Annotated in this window: 14 protein-coding genes; 6 read left to right on the forward strand and 8 right to left on the reverse strand. The window is 73.2% G+C overall.

Annotated features, from left to right (window positions below; all coding sequences use genetic code 11):
- Positions 1-13 precede the first annotated feature (13 nt).
- Entirely contained in the window at positions 14-1582 is a 1569-nt protein-coding gene (locus P3X83_RS06855; protein ID WP_277304006.1) for an NAD(P)/FAD-dependent oxidoreductase, read from the reverse strand.
- Positions 1583-1745: 163 nt separating this feature from the next.
- On the opposite strand from P3X83_RS06855, the gene P3X83_RS06860 reads away from it, so the two are divergent.
- The 3 genes from P3X83_RS06860 to P3X83_RS06870 all read left to right on the forward strand — a co-directional run bounded on the left by P3X83_RS06860 (position 1746) and on the right by P3X83_RS06870 (position 5630).
- Positions 1746-2675, forward strand: coding sequence for a pseudouridine-5'-phosphate glycosidase (locus P3X83_RS06860; protein WP_277304007.1), 930 nt, complete (start codon positions 1746-1748; stop codon positions 2673-2675).
- A 5-nt stretch (positions 2676-2680) separates the two neighbouring features.
- A complete protein-coding gene (locus P3X83_RS06865) occupies positions 2681-3640 on the forward strand; it encodes a sugar kinase (RefSeq protein ID WP_277304008.1) in 960 nt (319 codons plus the stop codon).
- A 64-nt stretch (positions 3641-3704) separates the two neighbouring features.
- Positions 3705-5630: a hypothetical protein gene (locus P3X83_RS06870; protein WP_277304009.1), complete on the forward strand. Its 1926-nt coding sequence runs from the start codon at positions 3705-3707 to the stop codon at positions 5628-5630.
- On the opposite strand, the gene P3X83_RS06875 is transcribed toward P3X83_RS06870, so the two are convergent.
- From P3X83_RS06875 to P3X83_RS06895, 5 genes are all read right to left on the reverse strand, one after another.
- The gene (locus P3X83_RS06875) at positions 5623-6468 is read right to left on the reverse strand and encodes an LLM class F420-dependent oxidoreductase (protein ID WP_277304010.1); all 846 of its coding nucleotides are present in this window, start codon (positions 6466-6468) and stop codon (positions 5623-5625) included. The genes P3X83_RS06870 and P3X83_RS06875 overlap by 8 nt on opposite strands.
- 180 nt (positions 6469-6648) lie before the next feature.
- Positions 6649-7803 (reverse strand): acyl-CoA dehydrogenase family protein, encoded by a 1155-nt coding sequence (locus P3X83_RS06880; protein ID WP_277304011.1) that lies wholly within the window; start codon positions 7801-7803, stop codon positions 6649-6651.
- A gap of 7 nt (positions 7804-7810) precedes the next feature.
- Positions 7811-8743 (reverse strand): hydroxymethylglutaryl-CoA lyase, encoded by a 933-nt coding sequence (locus P3X83_RS06885; protein ID WP_277304012.1) that lies wholly within the window; start codon positions 8741-8743, stop codon positions 7811-7813.
- Complete coding sequence (locus P3X83_RS06890; RefSeq protein ID WP_277304013.1) at positions 8740-10770, reverse strand: biotin carboxylase N-terminal domain-containing protein; 2031 nt, start codon at positions 10768-10770, stop codon at positions 8740-8742. Before P3X83_RS06890 ends, P3X83_RS06885 begins: the two co-directional genes overlap by 4 nt.
- Positions 10771-10776: 6 nt before the next feature.
- A complete protein-coding gene (locus P3X83_RS06895; protein WP_277304014.1) occupies positions 10777-12369 on the reverse strand; it encodes a carboxyl transferase domain-containing protein in 1593 nt (530 codons plus the stop codon).
- Between the two features lie 89 nt (positions 12370-12458).
- Here P3X83_RS06895 and P3X83_RS06900 point away from each other — a divergent pair, with 89 nt between their 5' ends.
- Positions 12459-13085 carry a TetR/AcrR family transcriptional regulator gene (locus tag P3X83_RS06900; RefSeq protein WP_277304015.1) on the forward strand — a complete coding sequence of 209 codons (627 nt, stop codon included), beginning with the start codon at positions 12459-12461 and terminating at the stop codon, positions 13083-13085.
- Between the two features lie 79 nt (positions 13086-13164).
- On the opposite strand, the gene P3X83_RS06905 is transcribed toward P3X83_RS06900, so the two are convergent.
- Positions 13165-14226, reverse strand: coding sequence for a hypothetical protein (locus P3X83_RS06905; protein WP_277304016.1), 1062 nt, complete (start codon positions 14224-14226; stop codon positions 13165-13167).
- 211 nt (positions 14227-14437) lie between these two features.
- On the opposite strand from P3X83_RS06905, the gene P3X83_RS06910 reads away from it, so the two are divergent.
- Together P3X83_RS06910 and P3X83_RS06915 are read left to right on the forward strand one after the other, a co-directional pair.
- Positions 14438-16657 (forward strand): thiamine pyrophosphate-dependent enzyme, encoded by a 2220-nt coding sequence (locus tag P3X83_RS06910; protein ID WP_277304017.1) that lies wholly within the window; start codon positions 14438-14440, stop codon positions 16655-16657.
- Between the two features lie 168 nt (positions 16658-16825).
- Positions 16826-18361 (forward strand): glycosyltransferase family 39 protein, encoded by a 1536-nt coding sequence (locus P3X83_RS06915; protein ID WP_277304018.1) that lies wholly within the window; start codon positions 16826-16828, stop codon positions 18359-18361.
- On the opposite strand, the gene P3X83_RS06920 is transcribed toward P3X83_RS06915, so the two are convergent.
- On the reverse strand, positions 18339-19478 hold the full coding sequence (locus P3X83_RS06920; protein WP_277304019.1) for a magnesium and cobalt transport protein CorA: 1140 nt from the start codon (positions 19476-19478) through the stop codon (positions 18339-18341). The genes P3X83_RS06915 and P3X83_RS06920 overlap by 23 nt on opposite strands.
- Positions 19479-19633 lie beyond the last annotated feature (155 nt).

Genomic DNA, 19633 nt, shown 5'->3' on the forward strand with positions numbered 1-19633 from the left:
GAATCCGGTTAAGTCAGCCCGTCGAGGTCAGGGAGGTCACCCCCCCCCCGCCGAGCACGGCCATGGCCGCGTTGTGGCCGGGGATGCCGCTGACGCCGCCGCCCCGTCTCGCGCCCGCGCCGCACAGCAGGATCCTGTCGTGGGCGGTCTCTACGCCCCATCCGCCGAGCTCGCCCGGTTCCTCCGCGAACGGCCAGGACAGGTCGCGGTGGAAGATGTGGCCGCCGGGGAGCCCTGCTTCGCGTTCCAGGTCCACGGGCGTCTTGGCCTCCAGGCACGGCGTGCCGTCCGGGCGGCGCAGCAGGCAGTCCTCGATCGGCTCGGCGAGCACCGAGCCGAGGGACGCGAGCGTCGCGGCGAGCGCGGCGCGGCGCGAGCCCTCCGGGTCCGCGCGGAACAGCCGTGCGGGCATGTGCAGGCCGAACAGGGTCAGCGTGTGCGCGCCCGCCGCGCGCAGCTCCGGGCCGAGGATCGACGGGTCGGTCAGGGAGTGACAGTAGACCTCGGCGGGCGGCAGGGCGGGAACGCGCCCCGCCGACGCCTGGGCGTGGGCCTCGGCGAGCCGGCCCGCCGTCTCGTTGATGTGGAAGGTGCCGCCGAACGCCTCGGCGGCGGTGACGGCCGGGTCGCGCAGCCTCGGCAGCCTGGACAGCACCATGTTGACCTTGAGCTGCGCCCCTTCGGCCGGGGGCGGCTCCTCCCCCAGCCACCGGGCCAGTACGCCGGGCGGCACCGCCGCGAGGACCCGCTCGCCGGTGACGGCGTGCTCGCCGGTCTCGTCGGCGAAGGTCACCTCGCCGTCCGGATCGACGGCCAGCACCTCGGCCCCGGTGCGGATCTCCGCGCCCGCCGACCGCGCCGCGTCCGCGAGGGCGCCCGACACCGCGCCCATGCCGCCGACCGGCACGTTCCAGTCGCCGGTGCCGTCGCCGATCACGTGGTAGAGGAAGCAGCGGTTGGCGAGCAGGCCGGGGTCGCGAGGGTCGGCGAAGGTGCCGATCAGCGAGTCGGTGAGCACCACGCCGCGCACCGCGTCGTGCGCGAAGCGCTCCTCCACGACCTCGCCGACCGGCCGTTCGAACAGGTCGCGCCACGCCTCGGCGCCGACCAGCACGCGCATCGCGGCGCGGTCGGTGAGCGGTTCCAGCAGGGTGGGAGCGACGCGCTCGGCCACATGGGCGGTCCGGCCGTAGAACTCGCGCCACGCGGCGTGGTCGGCGTCGCCGCCGGTCACGGCCGCGAAGGAGGCGGCGGTCCTGGCCTCGTCGCCGCCGTCCACGAGCAGGCCGGTGTCCCCTAGCGGCGTGTAGGAGGCGTATCGGCGGCGGCGCAGCTCCAGCCGCAGGCCGAGGTCGCGGACGATCTTCGAAGGGAGCAGGCTGACCAGGTAGGAGTAGCGCGAAAGGCGTGCGTCCACACCGGGGAACACCTGGGCGGAGACGGCCAGCCCGCCGACGTGGTCGAGGCGTTCGAGAACCAGGACGCGCCTGCCCGCTCGCGCCAGGTACGCGGCGGCGGTGAGCCCGTTGTGCCCGCCACCAGCGATAATCACGTCATAGCGGGAATACCGGTCACTCCGCATGTCGCGCACCCTAACATCCTCAAAGGCCCGGCCCTCGCGTCGTGGCGTGTGGACGCCGCCCGGCGTCCGTCCATAATCTGCTCGCCTGCGAGCGGAATCCTGCGAGCGCAACACCGCAGCCGATCCCAGGTCAGAACGGTCCGCGAAGGAGCACTCACCACCGATGCCGATGAGCGCAGAGCCCGCCGTACGCCTGTCCGCCGAGGTCGCCGCGGCCATCGACCGGGGAGCCCCGGTGGTGGCACTGGAGTCAACGATCATCTCCCATGGCCTGCCGCGCCCGCGCAACCTCTCGGTGGCGCGGGAGCTGGAGGAGATCGTCCGGGCGGAGGGGGCGGTGCCGGCGACCACGGCGGTCCTCGACGGCGTGCCCAGGGTGGGCCTCTCCGAGGCCGAGCTGGAACACGTGGCCGCCGAGCCGGGGATGCGCAAGCTCGGCAGGCGCGACCTGCCACTCGCCGTCGCGCTGCGGGTGAGCGGGGCGACGACGGTGTCGGCGACCGCGTTCCTGGCCGCCCGCGCCGGTGTCCGCGTGTTCGCCACCGGCGGGCTTGGCGGGGTCCACCGGGGCTGGACCGAGGACCAGGACGAGTCCGCCGACCTCGACACGCTGAGCCGTACCGCGATCACCGTGGTCTGCGCGGGGGTGAAGTCGATCCTGGACGTGCCCGCCACGCTCCAGCGGATGGAGACCCGGGGCATCACCGTGGTGGCCTACCGCAGCGACACCTTCCCCGGGTTCTATCTGAACAGCTCGGGGGTGCCGGTGGACTGGCGGATCGAGTCGCCGGGCGAGGCCGCGGCGATCATGGCCGCGGGCGACGCCCTGGGCGGCGACGACGCCGCGCTCATCGTGGCCAACCCGGTCCCGGTCGCCGAACAGCTCGACCCCGTGCTGCACGACCGCGTCCTCGCCGAGGCGCTCGCGGAGGCGGGCAAGGCCGGGATCAGCGGCCAGGCGATCACGCCGTTCCTGCTGCAGTACCTGGTCAACGGCACCGAGGGGGCGTCGCTTGAGGCGAACCTGGCCGCCGTCCGGGGCAACGCCCGGCTGGCCGCCCGGATCGCCGCGGCCTACGCCGCGAAGGACTGACCGCGATGCCGGGGCGGGCCGCCCCCGCCGGAGGACTCCTGGTGATCGGCGACGTCGTCACCGACGTCGTCGTCCGTCCCCGGGGGCAGCTCTCGGACGGCGGCCCGGACGGGGCCGCGTACATCCGTGTACGGGCCGGTGGGTCGGGGGCGAACACCGCCTGCTGGGCGGCGCGGTTCGGGGCCGACGTGCGGTTCCTGGGCCGCGCGGGGGCCGACGGCGCCGGGTGGCACACCGAGGAGCTCGCCGGGGCGGGCGTCCGGCCGCACGTGCGGATCGATCCGGACGCGCCGACCGCCGTGGTGATCGCGCTCATCGACGCGAGCGGCGAGCGCTCCATGCTCACCGACCGGGGCGCCGGTGAACGGCTCGGGCCGGGCGACTGGGACGACGCGCTGCTCGACGGAGTCGCCCGGCTCCACGTCTCCGGATACACCCTGTTCAGCGGGCAGGGCCTGGCGCTGGCCAGGTCGGCGATGGAGCGGGCCGCCGGGCTCGGCGTGGCGATCAGCGTGGACCCCGCCTCCACCGGCCCGCTGCGCGCGTTCGGCGTGGAGCGCTTCCTGGCGGAGACCGCCCTCGCCGGGCTGGTCTTTCCCAACCTCGTTGAGGCCCTGCTGCTGAGCGGCCGCTCCGACGCGCGCGGCGCGGCGGAAACGCTCTCCGAACGGTACGGCACAGCGGTCGTGAAAGTGGGCCCGGACGGCGCGCTGCTGGCCGGAAACGGGCGGATTCTCGCGCGCTCCCCCGGCCTCGGCGTGACCGTCACGGACTCCACCGGTGCCGGAGACGCCTTCGCCGCCGGATATCTCGTCGCCAGGATGGCGGGCGCCGGCGACGAGATATCCCTGGTCGCGGGCTGCCGGGCGGGAGCGGAGGCCGTGACGACGGTGGGCGGGAGGCCCCAGATACGCCATTCGCCCGATTCCACAGCCAACGAGCTTTACCCTATTGACACCAATTGATAGCTTGCGGCGTAGGCTGCACCATTAGCCACACGCGTCACTCTGGGGAGGTTGCGGTCTGCCGATGGACGCCGAGTCATCGATCTGCCTGAGCGATCTGGTTCCGGCTCTGCGCTGGAGCCGGCCCAAGCAGGTCGCCGAAGTTCTCGCCGACCCCCGGCTGCCTTCTGGCTGGTGGGCCTCTGTGACGCTGCCCCGCGCCATCGCCGTGATGGGGCTGGACTGGCTCTGCGACCGGCTCGCGCGCCTGTCGGCCTCCCGCTGGGATCACCTCCCGCTGGCGGACGTGGTGCCCGCGCTCCACACGCTCGGCGCGCCCGAGCTCGCCCGCTGGCCGGGTCAGGCCCGTGCCGTGGTGGAACGGCTGGGCGGCTGGCCGCACCTGTGCCGCCTCACGCCCGGCGACCTCGCCACTCCGGCCGCGGCCGCGTCTGCTCCGCTGGAGCTCGTGGTGGGGGCCGTCTTCCACGAGGTGCTGACGCGGATCCCCACGCATCCCTCGGTCGGCGGGGCCGCCGCGCCAACGGCCCAGGCGGCACAGGCGGCGGGGGCCGCGCAGGCCCAGACCGCGCAGCCGCAGCAGGCCGCCCAGCAGACGGGCCAGCAGCAAGCCCAAAGGCAGACCCAGCCGCCAGGCCAGCAACAAGGCCAACAGCAAGCCCAGCAACAGTCACCGCAGCAGCCGCACCCGCAGGCTCAGCAGCAGGCCCAGGGCCAGCAGCACCCTCAGCGCCAGCAGCAGCCGCACTCGCAGGGCCAGCAGGAGACGCAGCCCACCGCGGGCGGCGCGCCGCTGCCCACCCGGCGGCCCGCGGCACCGCAGGCCGCTCCCCAGCAGGCGCAGCCCGCACCCGCGGCCCAGCAGCTGCCCCCGCACCCCGCCCCGACGCCCGACACGGCCGCCGCGGCGAGCACGGAGTTCCCGCTCATCGCGCTGGTGGACGGCCTGCTGCGCGGCTGGGAGCCGCTGGAGCAGGCGGTCGCCGTGGAGCGGCTGTTCGCGGCCGACCCGATCAGCCTGCGCGCCCTCGCGCACCGGCTCGGCGTGGACCGCGAGATGCTGTCCCAGGCCCAGCGCAGGGCCGAGGAGCGCGTGCTGCACTGGCTGCGCTCCCCCGACTCCTCCGCGCTCACCGGCCACCTGTTCCGCCTGACCGAGTGGCTGGGCGCGGCGGCGACCGAGGAGCAGCTCGTCGGCGCCGACCCGGCGCACCCGGTCGTGGTGCCGATACTGCGCACCCAGCTCTGGCGCGTCCTGGTCACCCTGATGCCCGACCGTCGTCTCCAGGACGGCTGGCTCGTGGTCGGCGACCTCGGCGGGCTGCGCGACCGCACCCGTCAGATGCTGGCGGGCAAGCCCTCCGACGCCGACGTGGTGGAGATGCTGGCCCAGCTCGGCATCCGGTCCCACTCGGCCAGGGCGTGGCTGGACTCCCTGCACACCGCCACCCCCGCGCACGAGGCCGCCAGGCACGAGCACGAGGCGCTGGCGGGAGCGTCCGGTCCCGGGTCCTCCAAGCCGCTGCCGCGCCGTACGCCCGGAGTCAACGGGCACAACCGCGAGGGACGGCCGGTCCCGCAGGTCAATCCCGCCTCGATCGACCCGAGCGCCGCGCTGGCGACCCTGTCCGCGCTGTCGGGCAGCGGGCGCCCGCACCTCACCCCCGGACAGCGGGCCGGGGCGCCCTCGGCGCCGCCGCCCAGCCCGACGTCCGACCCGCGCCGCTGGCAGCGGATCGAGGTCACCAGCGAGCACCTGCGGGGCGAGCCGGTGGCCGTGCCCGAGGGCTACGCGGCGCAGCTCGGCATGCGTCCGGGCACGCTGCTGTCGGTGACCGGGCCAGGTGACAACGCGGTGGTGCTGGTCTGGCGCGACCGCCAGCCGGTGTTCGACTCGCTGCAGCCGGTGCTGATGCGGCTCAACGCGCGGCCCGGCGACCAGGTCTATGTGACGGTGGACGGCTACCGCCTCGACGCGCAGCTCACCTGACCAGGCATTCCTCCGGCATCGGGTGGTTGGCGGCGAAGTCGTCCATCGCGCGGCGCACGGCGTCCAGGTCGGCGGGACGGGTGGCCAGCACGATCCTGGTCACCCCGACGCGTTCGGCGGCCTCGATCGTCGCCTGGTTCACGGCGGTCATCGGCAGGGTGACGGTGACCTCGATGGCGGCGGGGTCGCGCCCGGCGGATCGCGCGGCCTCGCGCATCACCCGGAGCGGCCCGCCGTCACCGTCGAGGTCGTCGAAGGGGAGGCCGCCCTGGGGGTGGAACCCATCGGCGAGCCGTCCGGCGCGGGTCGCGGACGCCGCGCTGTGCCCGCCCACGTGGATGGGCGGGCCGCCGGGGGTCACCGGCCGGGGATGGCTGCGGACCTCGCTGAAGCCGTAGAACTCGCCCGCGAAGGAGGCGGGGTTGTCGCGCCACAGGACGCGCAGCGCGGTGATGGCCTCGTCGGCCCGTCTGCCCCTGGTGGCGGGATCGACGCCGAGCGCGCGGACCTCCTCGCGCACCGAGCCGACGCCGACCCCGATCGTCACCCGCCCGCGCGACAGCCGGTCGAGCGTGGCGACCCGTTTGGCCAGGTGCACGGGATGGTGCAGCGGGAGGATCAGGGCCGACGTGTGCAGGCGCACGTATGTCGTGTGCCCCGCTAGGAACGCGAGCGTCTCCAGCGCGTCGGGAAACGCGGTGTCGTCGGGGAGCGCCAGGTGCTCACCGAGGTAGATCGACTCGAAACCGACGTCGTCTGCGTGCCGCGCGAACGCGGCCATCCACGACGGGTCCGTCACCACATCGGCGCCGTACGGCGGCAGGATGCCGAACCTCATGCGACTACACCTCCCCACCCCTTCCCCCGTGCAGCCGGTATCCACTCGCCTCCGGATCGTGATCCGGAAATCTCCCCCGATTGGTCCGAGTATCACCAGCCGCTCCGGAATTGACCATCCCCTATTTCCCGATATTTCCGGTTGAAGGGCTACGGTTACGGAGGGTGTAGGAAATGTGGATCAGAGGTCGGACAAACCCAGCTCCCTCGCGATGAGCATCCGCTGCACCTCGCTGGTGCCCTCGCCGATCTCCAGGATCTTCGCGTCGCGGTAGAACCGCCCCACCGGGAACTCGTTCATGAACCCGTAGCCGCCGAAGATCTGCGTGGCGTCCCTGGCGTTGTCCATCGCGGCGTCGCTGGAGACCAGCTTGGCGATGGCCGCCTCCTTCTTGAACGGCTCGCCGGCGAGCATCTTCTCCGCCGCGTGGTAGTAGGCGAGCCGGGCGGTGTGCGCGCGGACCTCCATGTTCGCGATCTTGAACTGGATCGCCTGGTAGTGCCCGATGGGGTGGCCGAACGCGCGCCGTTCGCGCACGTACCGCAGCGACTCGTCGACGCAGCCCTGCGCGAGGCCGACCGACAGCGCGGCGATGGCGATGCGCCCCTCGTCGAGGGTCTGCAGGAACTGCGCGTAGCCCCGGCCCCGCGCGCCCAGCAGGTTGCCCTCGGGCACCCGGCAGTCGGCGAAGGACAGCTCCCTGGTGTCGGAGGCCGACCAGCCCACCTTGGAGTACTTCTTGGACACGGTGAAGCCCGGGGTGCCCGAGGGGACCAGGATGGTGGAGATCTCCGGACGCCCGTTCGCCCCTTCCCCGGTGATCGCGGCCACGGCCACCAGCCCGGTGATGTCGGTGCCGGAGTTGGTGATGAACGCCTTGGTGCCGTTGATCACCCACTCGCCGCCCTCCAGGCGGGCCGTGGTCCGCATGCCGCCCGGCACGTCCGAGCCGCCGCCGGGCTCGGTCAGCCCGAACGCGCCCAGCGCCTCGCCCGCGGTCAGGCTGGGCAGCCACCGGGCGCGCTGCTCGGCGTCGCCGAACCGGTAGATGGGCATGGCCCCCAGCGACACCGCCGCCTCCAGGGTGATGGCCACGCTGGAGTCGACCCGGGCGAGTTCCTCCAGCGCCAGGCACAGCGCGAAGTAGTCGCCGCCCATGCCGCCGTGCTCCTCGGGGATCGGCAGGCCGAACAGCCCCATCGCGCCCATCTGGCGGACGATGTCGTAGGGGAACTCGCCGCGCTCGTAGAGGTCGCCGATGACCGGCGCGACCACGTCGCGGGCGAACTCCTCCACGGTCTTGCGCAGTGCCTCGTACTCGTCGCTGAGCCTCATGGCCACCTCACTTCTCGGAAAGCGCCGAAACGACGCGGGAAGGGCCGGGACGGCCGAGCCTTTCGGCGATCCACCCGCCGGTGCGGACGATGGAGGCCAGATCGACGCCGGTCTCGATGCCCAGGCCGTGGAGCATCCACACCAGGTCCTCGGTGGCCAGGTTGCCGGTGGCCGACTCGGCGAACGGGCACCCGCCGATGCCCCCGGTGGAGGCGTCGACCACGGTGATTCCGGCCTGGAGCGCGGCCAGGGTGTTGGCGAGGGCCTGGCCGTAGGTGTCGTGGAAATGGACGGCGAGCCGGTCCGGCCCCACCTCGGCGTCGGCGAAGGCGGCGAGCAGCGCGCTCACGTGCCCCGGCGTGCCCACGCCCGTGGTGTCGCCCAGCGACAGCTCGTAGCAGCCCAGCGCGAGCAGCTCACGGCCCACCTCCACGACCCGCTCGATCGGCGTGGGCCCCTCCCACGGGTCGCCGAAGCACATCGACAGGTAGCCGCGCACCCGCATCCCCGCCTGCGACGCCGCCGAGACCACCGGGGCGAACATCCGGATCGACCCGGCCACGCTGCGGTTCAGGTTGCGCTGGGCGAAGGTCTCCGTGGCGCTGCCGAAGATCGCGATGTCGGTGACGCCGAGCCGCAACGCCCGTTCCAGGCCCCGCTCGTTCGGCACCAGCACCGGGTATCGCACCCCGGGCTTCCTGGGCATCACGGTCAGCAGTTCCTCGGCGTCGGCGAGCTGCGGCACCCACTTGGGGTGGACGAAGCTGGTCGTCTCCACCACGGACAGGCCCGCGTCGGCCAGCCGTCCGACCAGTTCGGCCTTGACCTCCAGCGGCACCACGGACGGTTCGTTCTGCAGGCCGTCTCTCGGGCCCACCTCGTAGATCGTCACCCGCTCAGGCAGCCCCGGCACGGACACCGGATACGGCTCGCGCATCATGCCTCCTCCTCCCGGATCACCGACGGCACCGACAGCACGGCCAGCACGGCGTCCATCTCCACCCGCGCCCCGGGGCGGACCGGCAGCTCGGCCACCACGCCGTCCGACGGGGCGGTGACGGTGTGCTCCATCTTCATCGCCTCCACGACCAGCAGCGGCTGGCCCTCGGTGACGTGGTCGCCGGGCGCGGCCTTCACCACAAGGACCGTGCCCGGCATCGGGCTGCGCACCACGCCGTCGCCCGCGCCGGCCTGGCCCGCGCGGTCTCCGGGGTCGCCGAGCAGGTGCCGCGAGACGCTCCAGGCCGCGCCGCCCTCTCCCAGCCACACGGTGTCGCCGTCCCTGGCGAGGGCGTATCGGCGGCGCAGGCCGCCGAGGGTCACCTCGACGTCGTCGCCGGTCACGGTGAGCCGCGCGCCGCTCCAGCTCTCGCCGGGGTCCTCCCCCGGCCTTTCGACCCGGACGTCGGCACCGCTCGCGGGCAGGCCCCTGACGTGGACCTTGGTGGTGCCGCCCGGCGCGCCGCCGCCCCGGGTCTCCAGCCGCCAGGTGGTCCACGCCCGCGCGCCGACACGCCAGCCGTCGGGGACGGCCCACGGGTCGCCGCCCGGACCGGCGGGTGCCAGGCCGTCGTGGAAGACCAGCGCGGCGGCGGCGAGCACGTGGCCGGGCACCTCGCCGGCCGGGAGCAGATCGGCGATCCGTCGCTCGACCAGGCCGGTGTCCAGCCGCCCCGCGCGGACCTCGGGGTGGGTGACCAGCGCACGCAGGAAGGGGATGTTGGTGGTCAGGCCGAGGATCACCGTGTCGGCCAGGGCGCGGTCGAGCGCGCGCAGCGCGCCCTCGCGGTCGGGGGCCCACGCGATGACCTTGGAGAGCATCGGGTCGAAGCCCGCCCCGACCGAGCCGCCCGCGGCGATGCCCGAGTCGACCCGGACGGTGGCCTGCTCGTGCCGCGCGCCGGAGGCGGGCTCGCGCAGCGCCAGCACGGGGCCTCCGGTGGGCAGGAACGAACGCGCGGGGTCCTCGGCGTACACGCGCGCCTCGACGGCGTGCCCGTCCAGGCGCACCGCCTGCGGGCCGAAGGGCAGCGGCTCGCCCGCCGCCACCCTGAGCTGCAGCTCCACCAGGTCGAGCCCGGTGACCAGCTCGGTGACCGGGTGCTCTACCTGCAGCCGGGTGTTCATCTCCATGAAGTGGTACTCGCCGGTCGTGCCGTCCACGATGAACTCGACCGTGCCCGCGCCGACGTAGCCCACCGACCGGGCGGCCTCCACGGCCGCCTCGCCCATGCGCCGCCGTGCGTCATCGGTCAGGAACGGCGAGGGGGCCTCTTCGATGATCTTCTGGTGCCTGCGCTGCAGGCTGCACTCGCGTTCGCCGAGGTGCAGGACGGTGCCGTGCGTGTCGGCGAGCACCTGGATCTCGATGTGCCTGGGGTTCTCCACGAGGCGCTCGACCAGGAGCGTGGCGTCGCCGAAGGCGGCCCGCGCGGTACGGCGGGCCGACTCGATCGCCTCGGGCAGCGCCGCCTCGTCGCGGACCACCACCATGCCCTTGCCCCCGCCGCCGGCGGACGGCTTGATCAGGACGGGGAAGCCCACCCGGACCGCCGCCTCGGCGATGTCGTCGCCGGGTTCGGCCCCGCCGGGGACGACGGGCACCCCGGCCGCCGCCACCGTGGCCTTCGCCCGGATCTTGTCGCCCATGGCCTCGACGGCCTCCGGCGGCGGCCCTGCGAAGGCCAGCCCGGCCTCGGCGCAGCGGCGGGCGAAGCCGGGGTTCTCGGCCAGGAAGCCGTAGCCCGGGTGGACCGCCTGTGCCCCCGTGGCGAGGGCGGCGGCCACGATGGCCTCGGCGTCGAGGTAGCTGGGCACCTCGACCGCGACGTCGGCCGCGGCCGTGTGCGGAGCGGAAGCGTCGGCGGGGGTGTGCACCGCGACCGCGCGGACGCCCAGGCGGCGCAGCGTGCGCGTGACCCGGACCGCGATCTCACCGCGGTTGGCGATCAGAACCGTGTCGAACATCGAAGCTCACATCCGGAAGACGCCGTAGCCGACGGGGTCGAGGGGGGCGTTGGCCGCCGCGCCCAGCGCCAGGCCGAGCACGGTGCGGGTGTCGAGGGGGTCGATCACGCCGTCGTCCCACAGCCGGGCGGTCGAGTAGTAGGGGTTGCCCTGGCGTTCGTACTGCTCCCTGATGGGCCGCTTGAACGCCTCCTCCTCGTCGGGCGTCATGCCGGGGCGGACGGTGGCCAGCACGTTGGCCGCCTGCTCGCCGCCCATCACCGAGATGCGGGCGTTGGGCCACATCCACAGGAAGCGCGGGGCGTAGGCGCGCCCGGCCATCGCGTAGTTGCCCGCGCCGAAGGAGCCGCCGATCACGACGGTGAACTTGGGCACCCTGGCGCAGGAGACGGCGGTGACCATCTTCGCGCCATGCTTGGCGATGCCGCCCGCCTCGTAGGCGCGGCCGACCATGAACCCGCTGATGTTCTGGAGGAAGACCAGGGGGATGGAACGCCGGTCGCACAGCTCGATGAAGTGCGCGCCCTTGAGCGCGGACTCGGCGAACAGGATGCCGTTGCTGGCGATGATCCCGACGGGGTGGCCGTGCAGGCGGGCGAAGCCGGTGACCAGGGTCGGGCCGTACTCGGCCTTGAACTCGCGGAAGCGGCTGCCGTCGACCAGGCGGGCTATCACCTCGCGCACGTCGTACGGCACGCGCGGGTCGGGCGGCACGATGCCGTAAAGGTCGCGCGGGTCGTGGACGGGTTCCTCGCCCGCCGTCACCTCCCACGGCGCGGGCTGCCTCGGCCCCAGGGTGGAGACGATGTCGCGGACGATCGCCAGCGCGTGCGCGTCGTCCTCGGCGAGGTGGTCGGTGACCCCGCTGGTGCGCGCGTGCAGGTCGCCGCCGCCCAGTTCCTCGGCCGAGACCTCCTCGCCGGTGGCGGCCTTCACCAGCGGCGGGCCGCCCAGGAAGATCGTGCCCTGGGCGCGGACGATGACCGCCTCGTCGCTCATCGCGGGCACGTAGGCCCCGCCCGCGGTGCACGACCCGAGTACGGCGGCGATCTGCGGGATGCCCTGGGCGGACATGGTGGCCTGGTTGTAGAAGATGCGGCCGAAGTGCTCACGGTCGGGGAAGACCTCGTCCTGCGCGGGGAGGAACGCGCCGCCGGAGTCCACGAGGTAGACGCACGGCAGGCGGTTGTGCAGGGCGACCTCCTGCGCGCGCAGGTGCTTCTTGACGGTCATCGGGTAGTAGGTGCCGCCCTTGACGGTGGCGTCGTTGGCCACGACCACCACCTCCCGGCCGCTCACCCGCCCGACGCCCGTGATGATCCCGGCCGCCGGGGCGTCGTCGCCGTACATGCCGGTGGCGGCGAGGGGCGACAGCTCAAGGAACCGGGAGCCCGGGTCGAGTAGGGCCTCGACGCGGTCTCTGGGCAGCAGCTTGCCCCGCTCGACGTGCCTGGTCCTGGACCGCTCGGGGCCGCCCACGGCGGCCACCGCCAGGCGCTCGCGCAGGTCGGCGGCCAGCCGCTCGTTCGCCCCGGCGTTCTCCTTGTACGGCTCGCCTCCGGGGTCGACCGCCGATCTCAGGACCGGCCAGGCGTTCATGCCGGGCCGTCGCATGGCTCGCGCACGGGTTCACCACCTCCTGGACGAGATGTTAGTGAGCATTAACGTAACCGTCTACCATTCGAAGGGTGACACCTGCTCCGGGCTCCGCCCGCCGTACTCGCACCACCAGCCCTACCCGCAATCGGGGCTCCCGTCGCGCGGAGATCCTCACGGAGGCCGCGGCGCTGTTCGCGGCACGCGGCTTCCACGGGGTGTCGATCGAGGACATCGGCGCGGCCGTGGGCACCTCGGGCCCGGCGCTCTACCGCCACTTCGCGGGCAAGGACGCGCTGCTGGCGGAGATGCTGCTCGACATCAGCGAGCGGCTGCGCGCCTCCGGCGACCGCCTGGTGACCTCGGCGAGCGGGCCGGAGGAGGCGCTGGACGCGCTGCTCACCGGGCACGTGGCCTTCGCGCTGGAACATCCGGCGCTGATCACCGTGCACGACCGGGAGCTGGACAACGTGCCCGAGCCCGCGCGGCGCGCCATCCGGCGCCTGCAGCGGCTCTACGTCGAGGAGTGGGTGACGGTGCTCAGCGAGCTGCACCCCTCATGCCCGCAGGCCCGCCTGCGGGCGGGCACGCACGCGGTGCTGGGGCTGATCAACTCGACCCCGCACAGCGCCGGCGAGCTGCCCGCCGAGTCGATGGCGGCGCTTTTGCGCACCATGGCACGCACGGCCCTCGCGTCGATCGAAGTTAGCGACCACTAACATTTCGCGGCCGGAGACGAGAAAGGCCCGGGACCACTGGGTGGTCCCGGGCCGCGGGCTTGGGGCCCTTGTCGTACGGCTATCGCTTCACGCGGACGTGGTCGCGGTAGCTGGAGGAACCGTAAGCGTCCTCGTCACCGGTGAAGACGGCCTTCCACTGACCCGACTTCCACGCCCGGCTCTTGGTGTAGAACCGTCCGCCGTAGTTGGACCAGGTGGACTTGACGTGCCTCCACTTGCGGCTGCCGTCGGCCTTGAAGTACAGCCGGACCTTGGCACGGTAACCGTCCCAGCTCCAGCCGTCCTTGACCTGCAGGACACCGGCGAACCGCAGGGTATGCCCCCGCCTGACCGGCTCACGGAAGGCGTCGAACTTCACAATCCTGCTGTGCGCCCTCTCGGCGGGCTGAGGCGGCTCCGGAGCCGGCCGGACCACGCGCACGTGGTCGGGCCTGCTGATGGAACCCTTGATCCCGTCGCCGCCGGCGTACTCGGCGCGCCACAGGCCCGACCACTTCGCGGACACGCGGGTCCAGAAGCGGCCGTCCCTGCCGGTCACGTCGCTGGTGACGTCGTGCCAGCGGTACGACCTGTCCGCCTTGAACTGGATCGAGACCCGCTGCCCGGGGAGGCCGTCCCAGCCCCGGCCGTCCTGAACCAGCAGCTTGCCGGACAGTGAGACGGTTCCGCCCTTGCGCACGGCGCGCGGGTCGGCCTCGAAGCCGACGATCTGCGAGTCACGCTGCCGGGTGACCGTGAAGGACGCGCTCTTGGAGTCGCTGCCGTCCTTGCCGGACGCCACCGCGAGGAGGGTCCAGGTGCCGGTGGCGCTCGCGCGGTCGAACGTCTTGCTGGCCGACCACGCCTTCTTGCCGTCACCAAGGTCCTTGGAGGTCAGCGTGAGCGGGCTGCCCACGCCGATGCCCGGCGGCTTGAGCTGCAGTTCGACATTCTCGGGACCGTTGGCCGTGGTGAAGCCGAAGCTCGCCGTCACCGGCGCGCCGCTCACCACGACCTGGGCGGGAGTGACCTCCACGGCGGAGACCGTGGGGGCCGCGACCGCCGCGGCCGGCGATGCCAGGGCGAGCGCCCCGGCCCCCATGGCCGCCGCCACGATGGCGGTCTGGATGCGTTTCAACATGCGGGTGACCATCCTTCCCCGTCGACTGAACGTCGGTTGGAAACGCGGCGTGAGGGTGCCACGTCTGTGCTCCCAACTAAAGGACGATCTAAGACCCCATTTGGTTGTAAATATTGACAATCCGTCATTAATTACAGTCGGAGGGGAGCGTTCCAGGTCCGATCTGGGGAGCCGCAAGACGCAAGCACGTCGGTCGCGACATAATCGGCACGTGGCGCGCGACACTGTTGAGACCCATTTCACCGACGCGGTTGCCGCGCTGCAGGCGGCGGCACCGCGCGATCCCGACCTTCCGCTCCCGGGCGGCACCCCCCTGACCGGACGCCGCTTCGCGGAACTCTTCGACCATCAGCTCGGCAGCCGCCTGCTCGACATCGCCGCCCGCGAGCTGCGCCGCGAGGAGAAGGGCTATTACACCATCGGCTCGGCCGGTCACGAGAGCAACGCCATGGTCGCCGCCGTACTGCGGGACACCGACCCCGCCCTGCTGCACTACCGGTCGGGCGCGTTCTACCTGACCCGCTCGGCCGACGCAGGGCGGCTGCCCGACGAGGGCCTGCGCGACGTCCTGCTCGGCCTGACGGCCTCCGCAGAGGAGCCGGTGGCGGGCGGCAGGCACAAGGTCTTCGGCCACCCCGACCTGGCGGTGATCCCGCAGACCTCCACGATCGCCAGCCACCTGCCCCGCGCGGTGGGCGTCGCCTTCGCCGTCGAGCAGGCCCGCAAGCTGGGCGTCCCTTCGCGCTGGCCGGAAGACTCCGTCGTGGTGTGCAGCTTCGGCGACGCCTCGATCAACCACGCGTCCGCGCTGTCCGGGCTCAACACCGCCGCCTACGTCGCCTACCAGTCGCTGCCGATGCCCATCCTGTTCGTCTGCGAGGACAACGGCATCGGGATCAGCGTGCGCACCCCCAGGGGCTGGGTCGAGCGGGCCGTCCCCCGGGGCGTCGAGTACTTCTCCGCCGACGGCGACGACCCGGTGGCGGCCTACGACGCGGCGCGCGCCGCGGCCGAATACGTCCGGAGCCGCCGGGCGCCGGCGCTGCTCCACCTGAAGACGGTCCGGCTGATGGGGCACGCGGGGTCCGACGTCGAGTCGTCGTACCGCACCAGGCGCGAGGTCGAGGCCGACCTCGCGCGCGATCCGCTGGTGGCCGGGGCCCGGCTGCTCGTCGAGTCCGGGCTGGCCGCGCCGGATGACCTGCTCACCCGCTACGAGGCGTCGCGCGACCACGTCATCCGGATGGCGATGGAGACGGCCCGGCGGCCCAAGCTCACCTCCGCCGCCGAGGTCGTGGCGCCGCTCGCGCCGCGGCGGCCCGCCGATGTCGCCGCCGCCGTCACCTCGGCCGTGGCCGAGCCCGCCGCCCGCGACCACGCCTTCGGCCGGGCCCTGCCCGAAGACCAGGGGCCGCTGACCCTGTCCCAGGCGATCAACCGCACGCTGGCCGACGCGCTGGCCGCCGATCGGCGCCTGCTGGTGTTCGGCGAGGACGTCGCCCGCAAGGGCGGCGTGTACGGCGTGACCCGGGGCCTGCAGAAGCGCTTCGGCGCCAACCAGGTGTTCGACACCCTGCTCGACGAGCAGTCGATCTTCGGCCTGGCGCTCGGCTCTGGCGTGTCCGGGCTACTGCCGGTGCCCGAGATCCAGTACCTGGCCTACCTGCACAACGCGCTCGACCAGATCAGGGGCGAGGCCGCCACGCTGTCCTACTTCTCCCGGGGCGCCTATCTCAACCCGATGGTGGTCCGGGTGGCGGGCTACGCCTACCAGAAGGGCTTCGGCGGCCACTTCCACAACGACAACTCGATCGCCGCGCTGCGCGACATCCCGGGCGTCGTGATCGCCTCCCCCTCCCGCCCCGACGACGCCGCCGCCATGCTCCGCACGTGCCTGGCCGCGGCCAGGACCGACGGGTCGGTGTGCGTGTACCTGGAGCCGATCGCCCTCTACACCACGCGCGACCTGTTCGAGGACGGCGACAACGGCTGGCTCGCGCCGTACACCCCGCCCGCCCGCTGGGCCGAGGTCCACGTGCCGATCGGCCGGGCCCGCAGCTACGGCGACGGCCGCGACCTCACCATCGTGACCTTCGGCAACGGCCTGCGGATGAGCCTGCGCGCCGCCGTCCGGCTGACCGCCGACGGGTTCGGCTGCCGGGTGCTCGACCTGCGCTGGCTGTCCCCGCTGCCCACCGCCGACCTGCTGAGCGCCGCCGAGCTGACCGGCAAGGTGCTGATCGCCGACGAGACCCGCCGCAGCGGCGGCGTCTCGGAGAGCATCGTGGCCGAGCTGCTCGACGCCGGGTTCACCGGGCAGATCGCCCGGGTCAACTCGCTCGACTCCTTCATCCCGCTCGGCGACGCGGCCGGGCACGTGCTGCTGTCCGAGGCCGAGATCGAGGCGACCGCGCGCAAGATGCTCGGCTGATCCGCGCCACGCGCGGGCCGGGCTGAACCGGTTGCATCCCGCGCCCCCCGGGCGGGCCGCCGCGCCCGCCCGGGCCGCCGATCGGCGCCGGGCGATAACCGGTTCCAGCGTGGCGGAACCTGCCCGAACCGCTTGCCCAGCACCTGCCACCGCCTTACGTTTCCGCAGGTGAGCACACGCCCAGCCGACGACCGGAACGCCGGGGGGCTGCCCGCGTTGGGGTGGCGTCCCGTGCTCGGCCTGGCGGTCTGTTACTGGGCGGTGCTGGCCATGCTGAGCGACCGGTACGGCTTCCATCGCGACGAGCTGTACTTCATCGAGGCCGGCCGGCATCCGGCGTGGAGCTACCCGGACCAGCCGCCGCTGGTGCCGTTGCTGGCCCGGGCGTCCACGGCGGTGTTCGGCGAGACGATCACCGCCATGCGGTTCCCGGCGGCGCTGCTGGCCTCGGCCGGGGTGGTCGTCGCCGCGCTGACCGCGCGGGAGCTGGGCGGCGACCGCCGCGCGCAGGTGTGGACGGCGGCGGCCTACGCCGTGTCGCCGTTCATCGCCGGGACCGGCCACACGCTGTTCACGGTCAGCGTGGACCTGCTCGCCTGCACGGCGCTGGTCTGGCTGTCGGTCCGCTGGGCGCGCACCCGCGCGCCCGGCGCGTTCGCCGCCGCCGCGGCGGTCACGGCGATCGCGCTACAGACCAAGTACCTGGTGGCCGTGCTACTGTTCGCGCTGGTCGCGGGCATGCTCATCGCGGGTCCGCGCGAGGTGCCGCGCCCGGCCGCGCTGTGGGCGGGCGCCGCCGTGGCGCTCACCGCCGCCCCCGCCCTGCTGTGGCAGCACGCGCACGGCTGGCCGCAGGCGCGGATGGTGTCGGCCATCGCCTCCGGCGGCGACTTCTCCGGACGGCCCGGCCTGCTCCCCCACCAGGTGATCCTGGCCGGCCTGCTCACCTCGCCGCTGTGGGTCTACGGGCTGGTGCGGCTGTTCCGCTCGCCGCTGCTGCGTCCGTACCGGTTCCTCGGATGGGCCTTCCTGATCCTCAACGCGGTGTTCCTGGTGACCGGCGGCAAGCCGTACTACCTGGCCGCGATGTGGACCGTGCTGTGGGCGGCGGGCTCGGCCGAGCTGCCCGGGCGCGTGCCGTGGAGCGCGCGGGCCGCGCCGCCGGTGTTCGGCGCGGCGGGGGTCCTGACCGCGGTGATGGTGCTGCCGGTCTTCCCCGTGGAGTGGCTGGCGGGCTCGCCGCAGCACGACAACTCCGCGATCACCGAGACCGTGGGGTGGCCGGAGCTGGTCGCCGAGGTGGCCAGGGTGCGCGACACGCTGCCCCCGGCCGAACGCCCGCTGGCGACGATCGTGACGGCCAACTACGGCGAGGCGGGGGCCATCGACCTGTACGGCGGGCGGCACGGCCTGCCGTCCGCGCACAGCGGCCACAACGGCTACCGGTACTTCCGGACGCCCACCTCGGACGGCCCCACCATCTTCGTCGGCCTGGACGACGCGCACGGCGAGACCTACCTGCGCCGCTTCTGGGGCGAGGTGACCGCGGCCGGGCGCATCGGCAACGCGGCCGGGGTGGTCAACCAGGAGCGGGGCAGGCGGGTGTGGATCTGCCGGGAGCCGCTGGCCTCCTGGCCCCGGCTGTGGCCCCGGCTAGCCCGCCTGGGGATGAGCGCGCCCGCTAGAGCCAGTCGCGGCGTTTGAAGACCACGTACAGGGCCAGGCAGACCGCTCCCATGAGCAGCACCGCGAACGGGTAGCCGAGCGCCCAGTGGGTCTCCGGCATGAAGTCGAAGTTCATCCCGTAGATGGTGCCGACCAGCGTGGGCGCGAACAGGATGGCCGCCCAGGCGGAGATCTTCTTGACCTCCTCGCTCTGCGCGTAGCTGGCCTCGGTGAGCTTGGTCATCTCCAGGCTCTGCGCCTGGCTGACCAGCGTGGCGTTTACCACCAGCATGTCCTGCAGGAGCTGGCGGAACCCGCCGCTGCGCTCGACCACGGTGATGGCGTGGTCGGCGACGTCGCGCAGGTAGCTCTGCAGCTCCTCGTCCACGCCGTACTTGGCCGAACCGGCGACGAACCCGTCGAGCATCTCCAGCAGCGGGCGGGTGGCCCGCTGGAACTCGATCACCTCTCGGGACAGCTCGTAGATGCGGCGCGAGACGGCGGGGTCGCCGCCGAAGACCTGGACCTCGATCTCGTCGATGTCGTTCTGCAGGCCGCCGACGACGGGGGCGTACCCGTCCACGACGGCGTCCAGGATCGCGTAGAGGACGGCCTGGGGGCCCTGTCGGAGCAGGTCGGGCTCGGACTCCATCCGGCGGCGCACGGCCGACAGGTCGGGGGCCTCGCTGTGCCGCACGGTGATCACGTAGTTGGGGCCGACGAAGACGTGCAGCTCGCCGAAGTCCACCTCCTCGACGTCGTCGAGGTAGCGCGCGGCGCGCAGCACGACGAACAGGGTGTCGCCGTAGCGGTCGGCCTTGGGGCGCTGGTGGGCCACGATGGCGTCCTCGACGGCCAGCTCGTGCAGGCCGAACTCCTCGGCGACCTTCACCAGTTCCCAGTCCTTGGGCCGGTACAGGCCGATCCAGGCCATCGCGCCCGGGGTGTTCTTGAGGCCGTCGAAGGCGTCGGCGAGGGACGCGGGGGTGGCGACGCGCTTGCCGTCCACGTAGAGCGCGTTGTCGATCACGCTGGGCCGGATCCCGGGACTCTCGTCGCCGCGCGGGTCCATGGACCGCTCGGGCGCGGGCTCGTCGGGCCTGCGGCCAGACGGCCGTAGGAAGGCGCGCATCCCGCGCGGTCGCCGATCGGCCATGCCCGCCTCCCTCTCCGCTGTGACACCGAATAGCCCTTTGCCCGGTTTTCGAAGTTTAGTCAGTGAAGCCGTGCCGGATCCGGGCGGACGCCCCGGTGATGTCCTCCTACCCTGCGCGTCCGGCGGGTCGCGGCGGGAACGTTCATGGTGCAGGC

It is taken from the genome of Spongiactinospora sp. TRM90649, assembly GCF_029382225.1.
GTDB lineage: Bacteria > Actinomycetota > Actinomycetes > Streptosporangiales > Streptosporangiaceae > Spongiactinospora.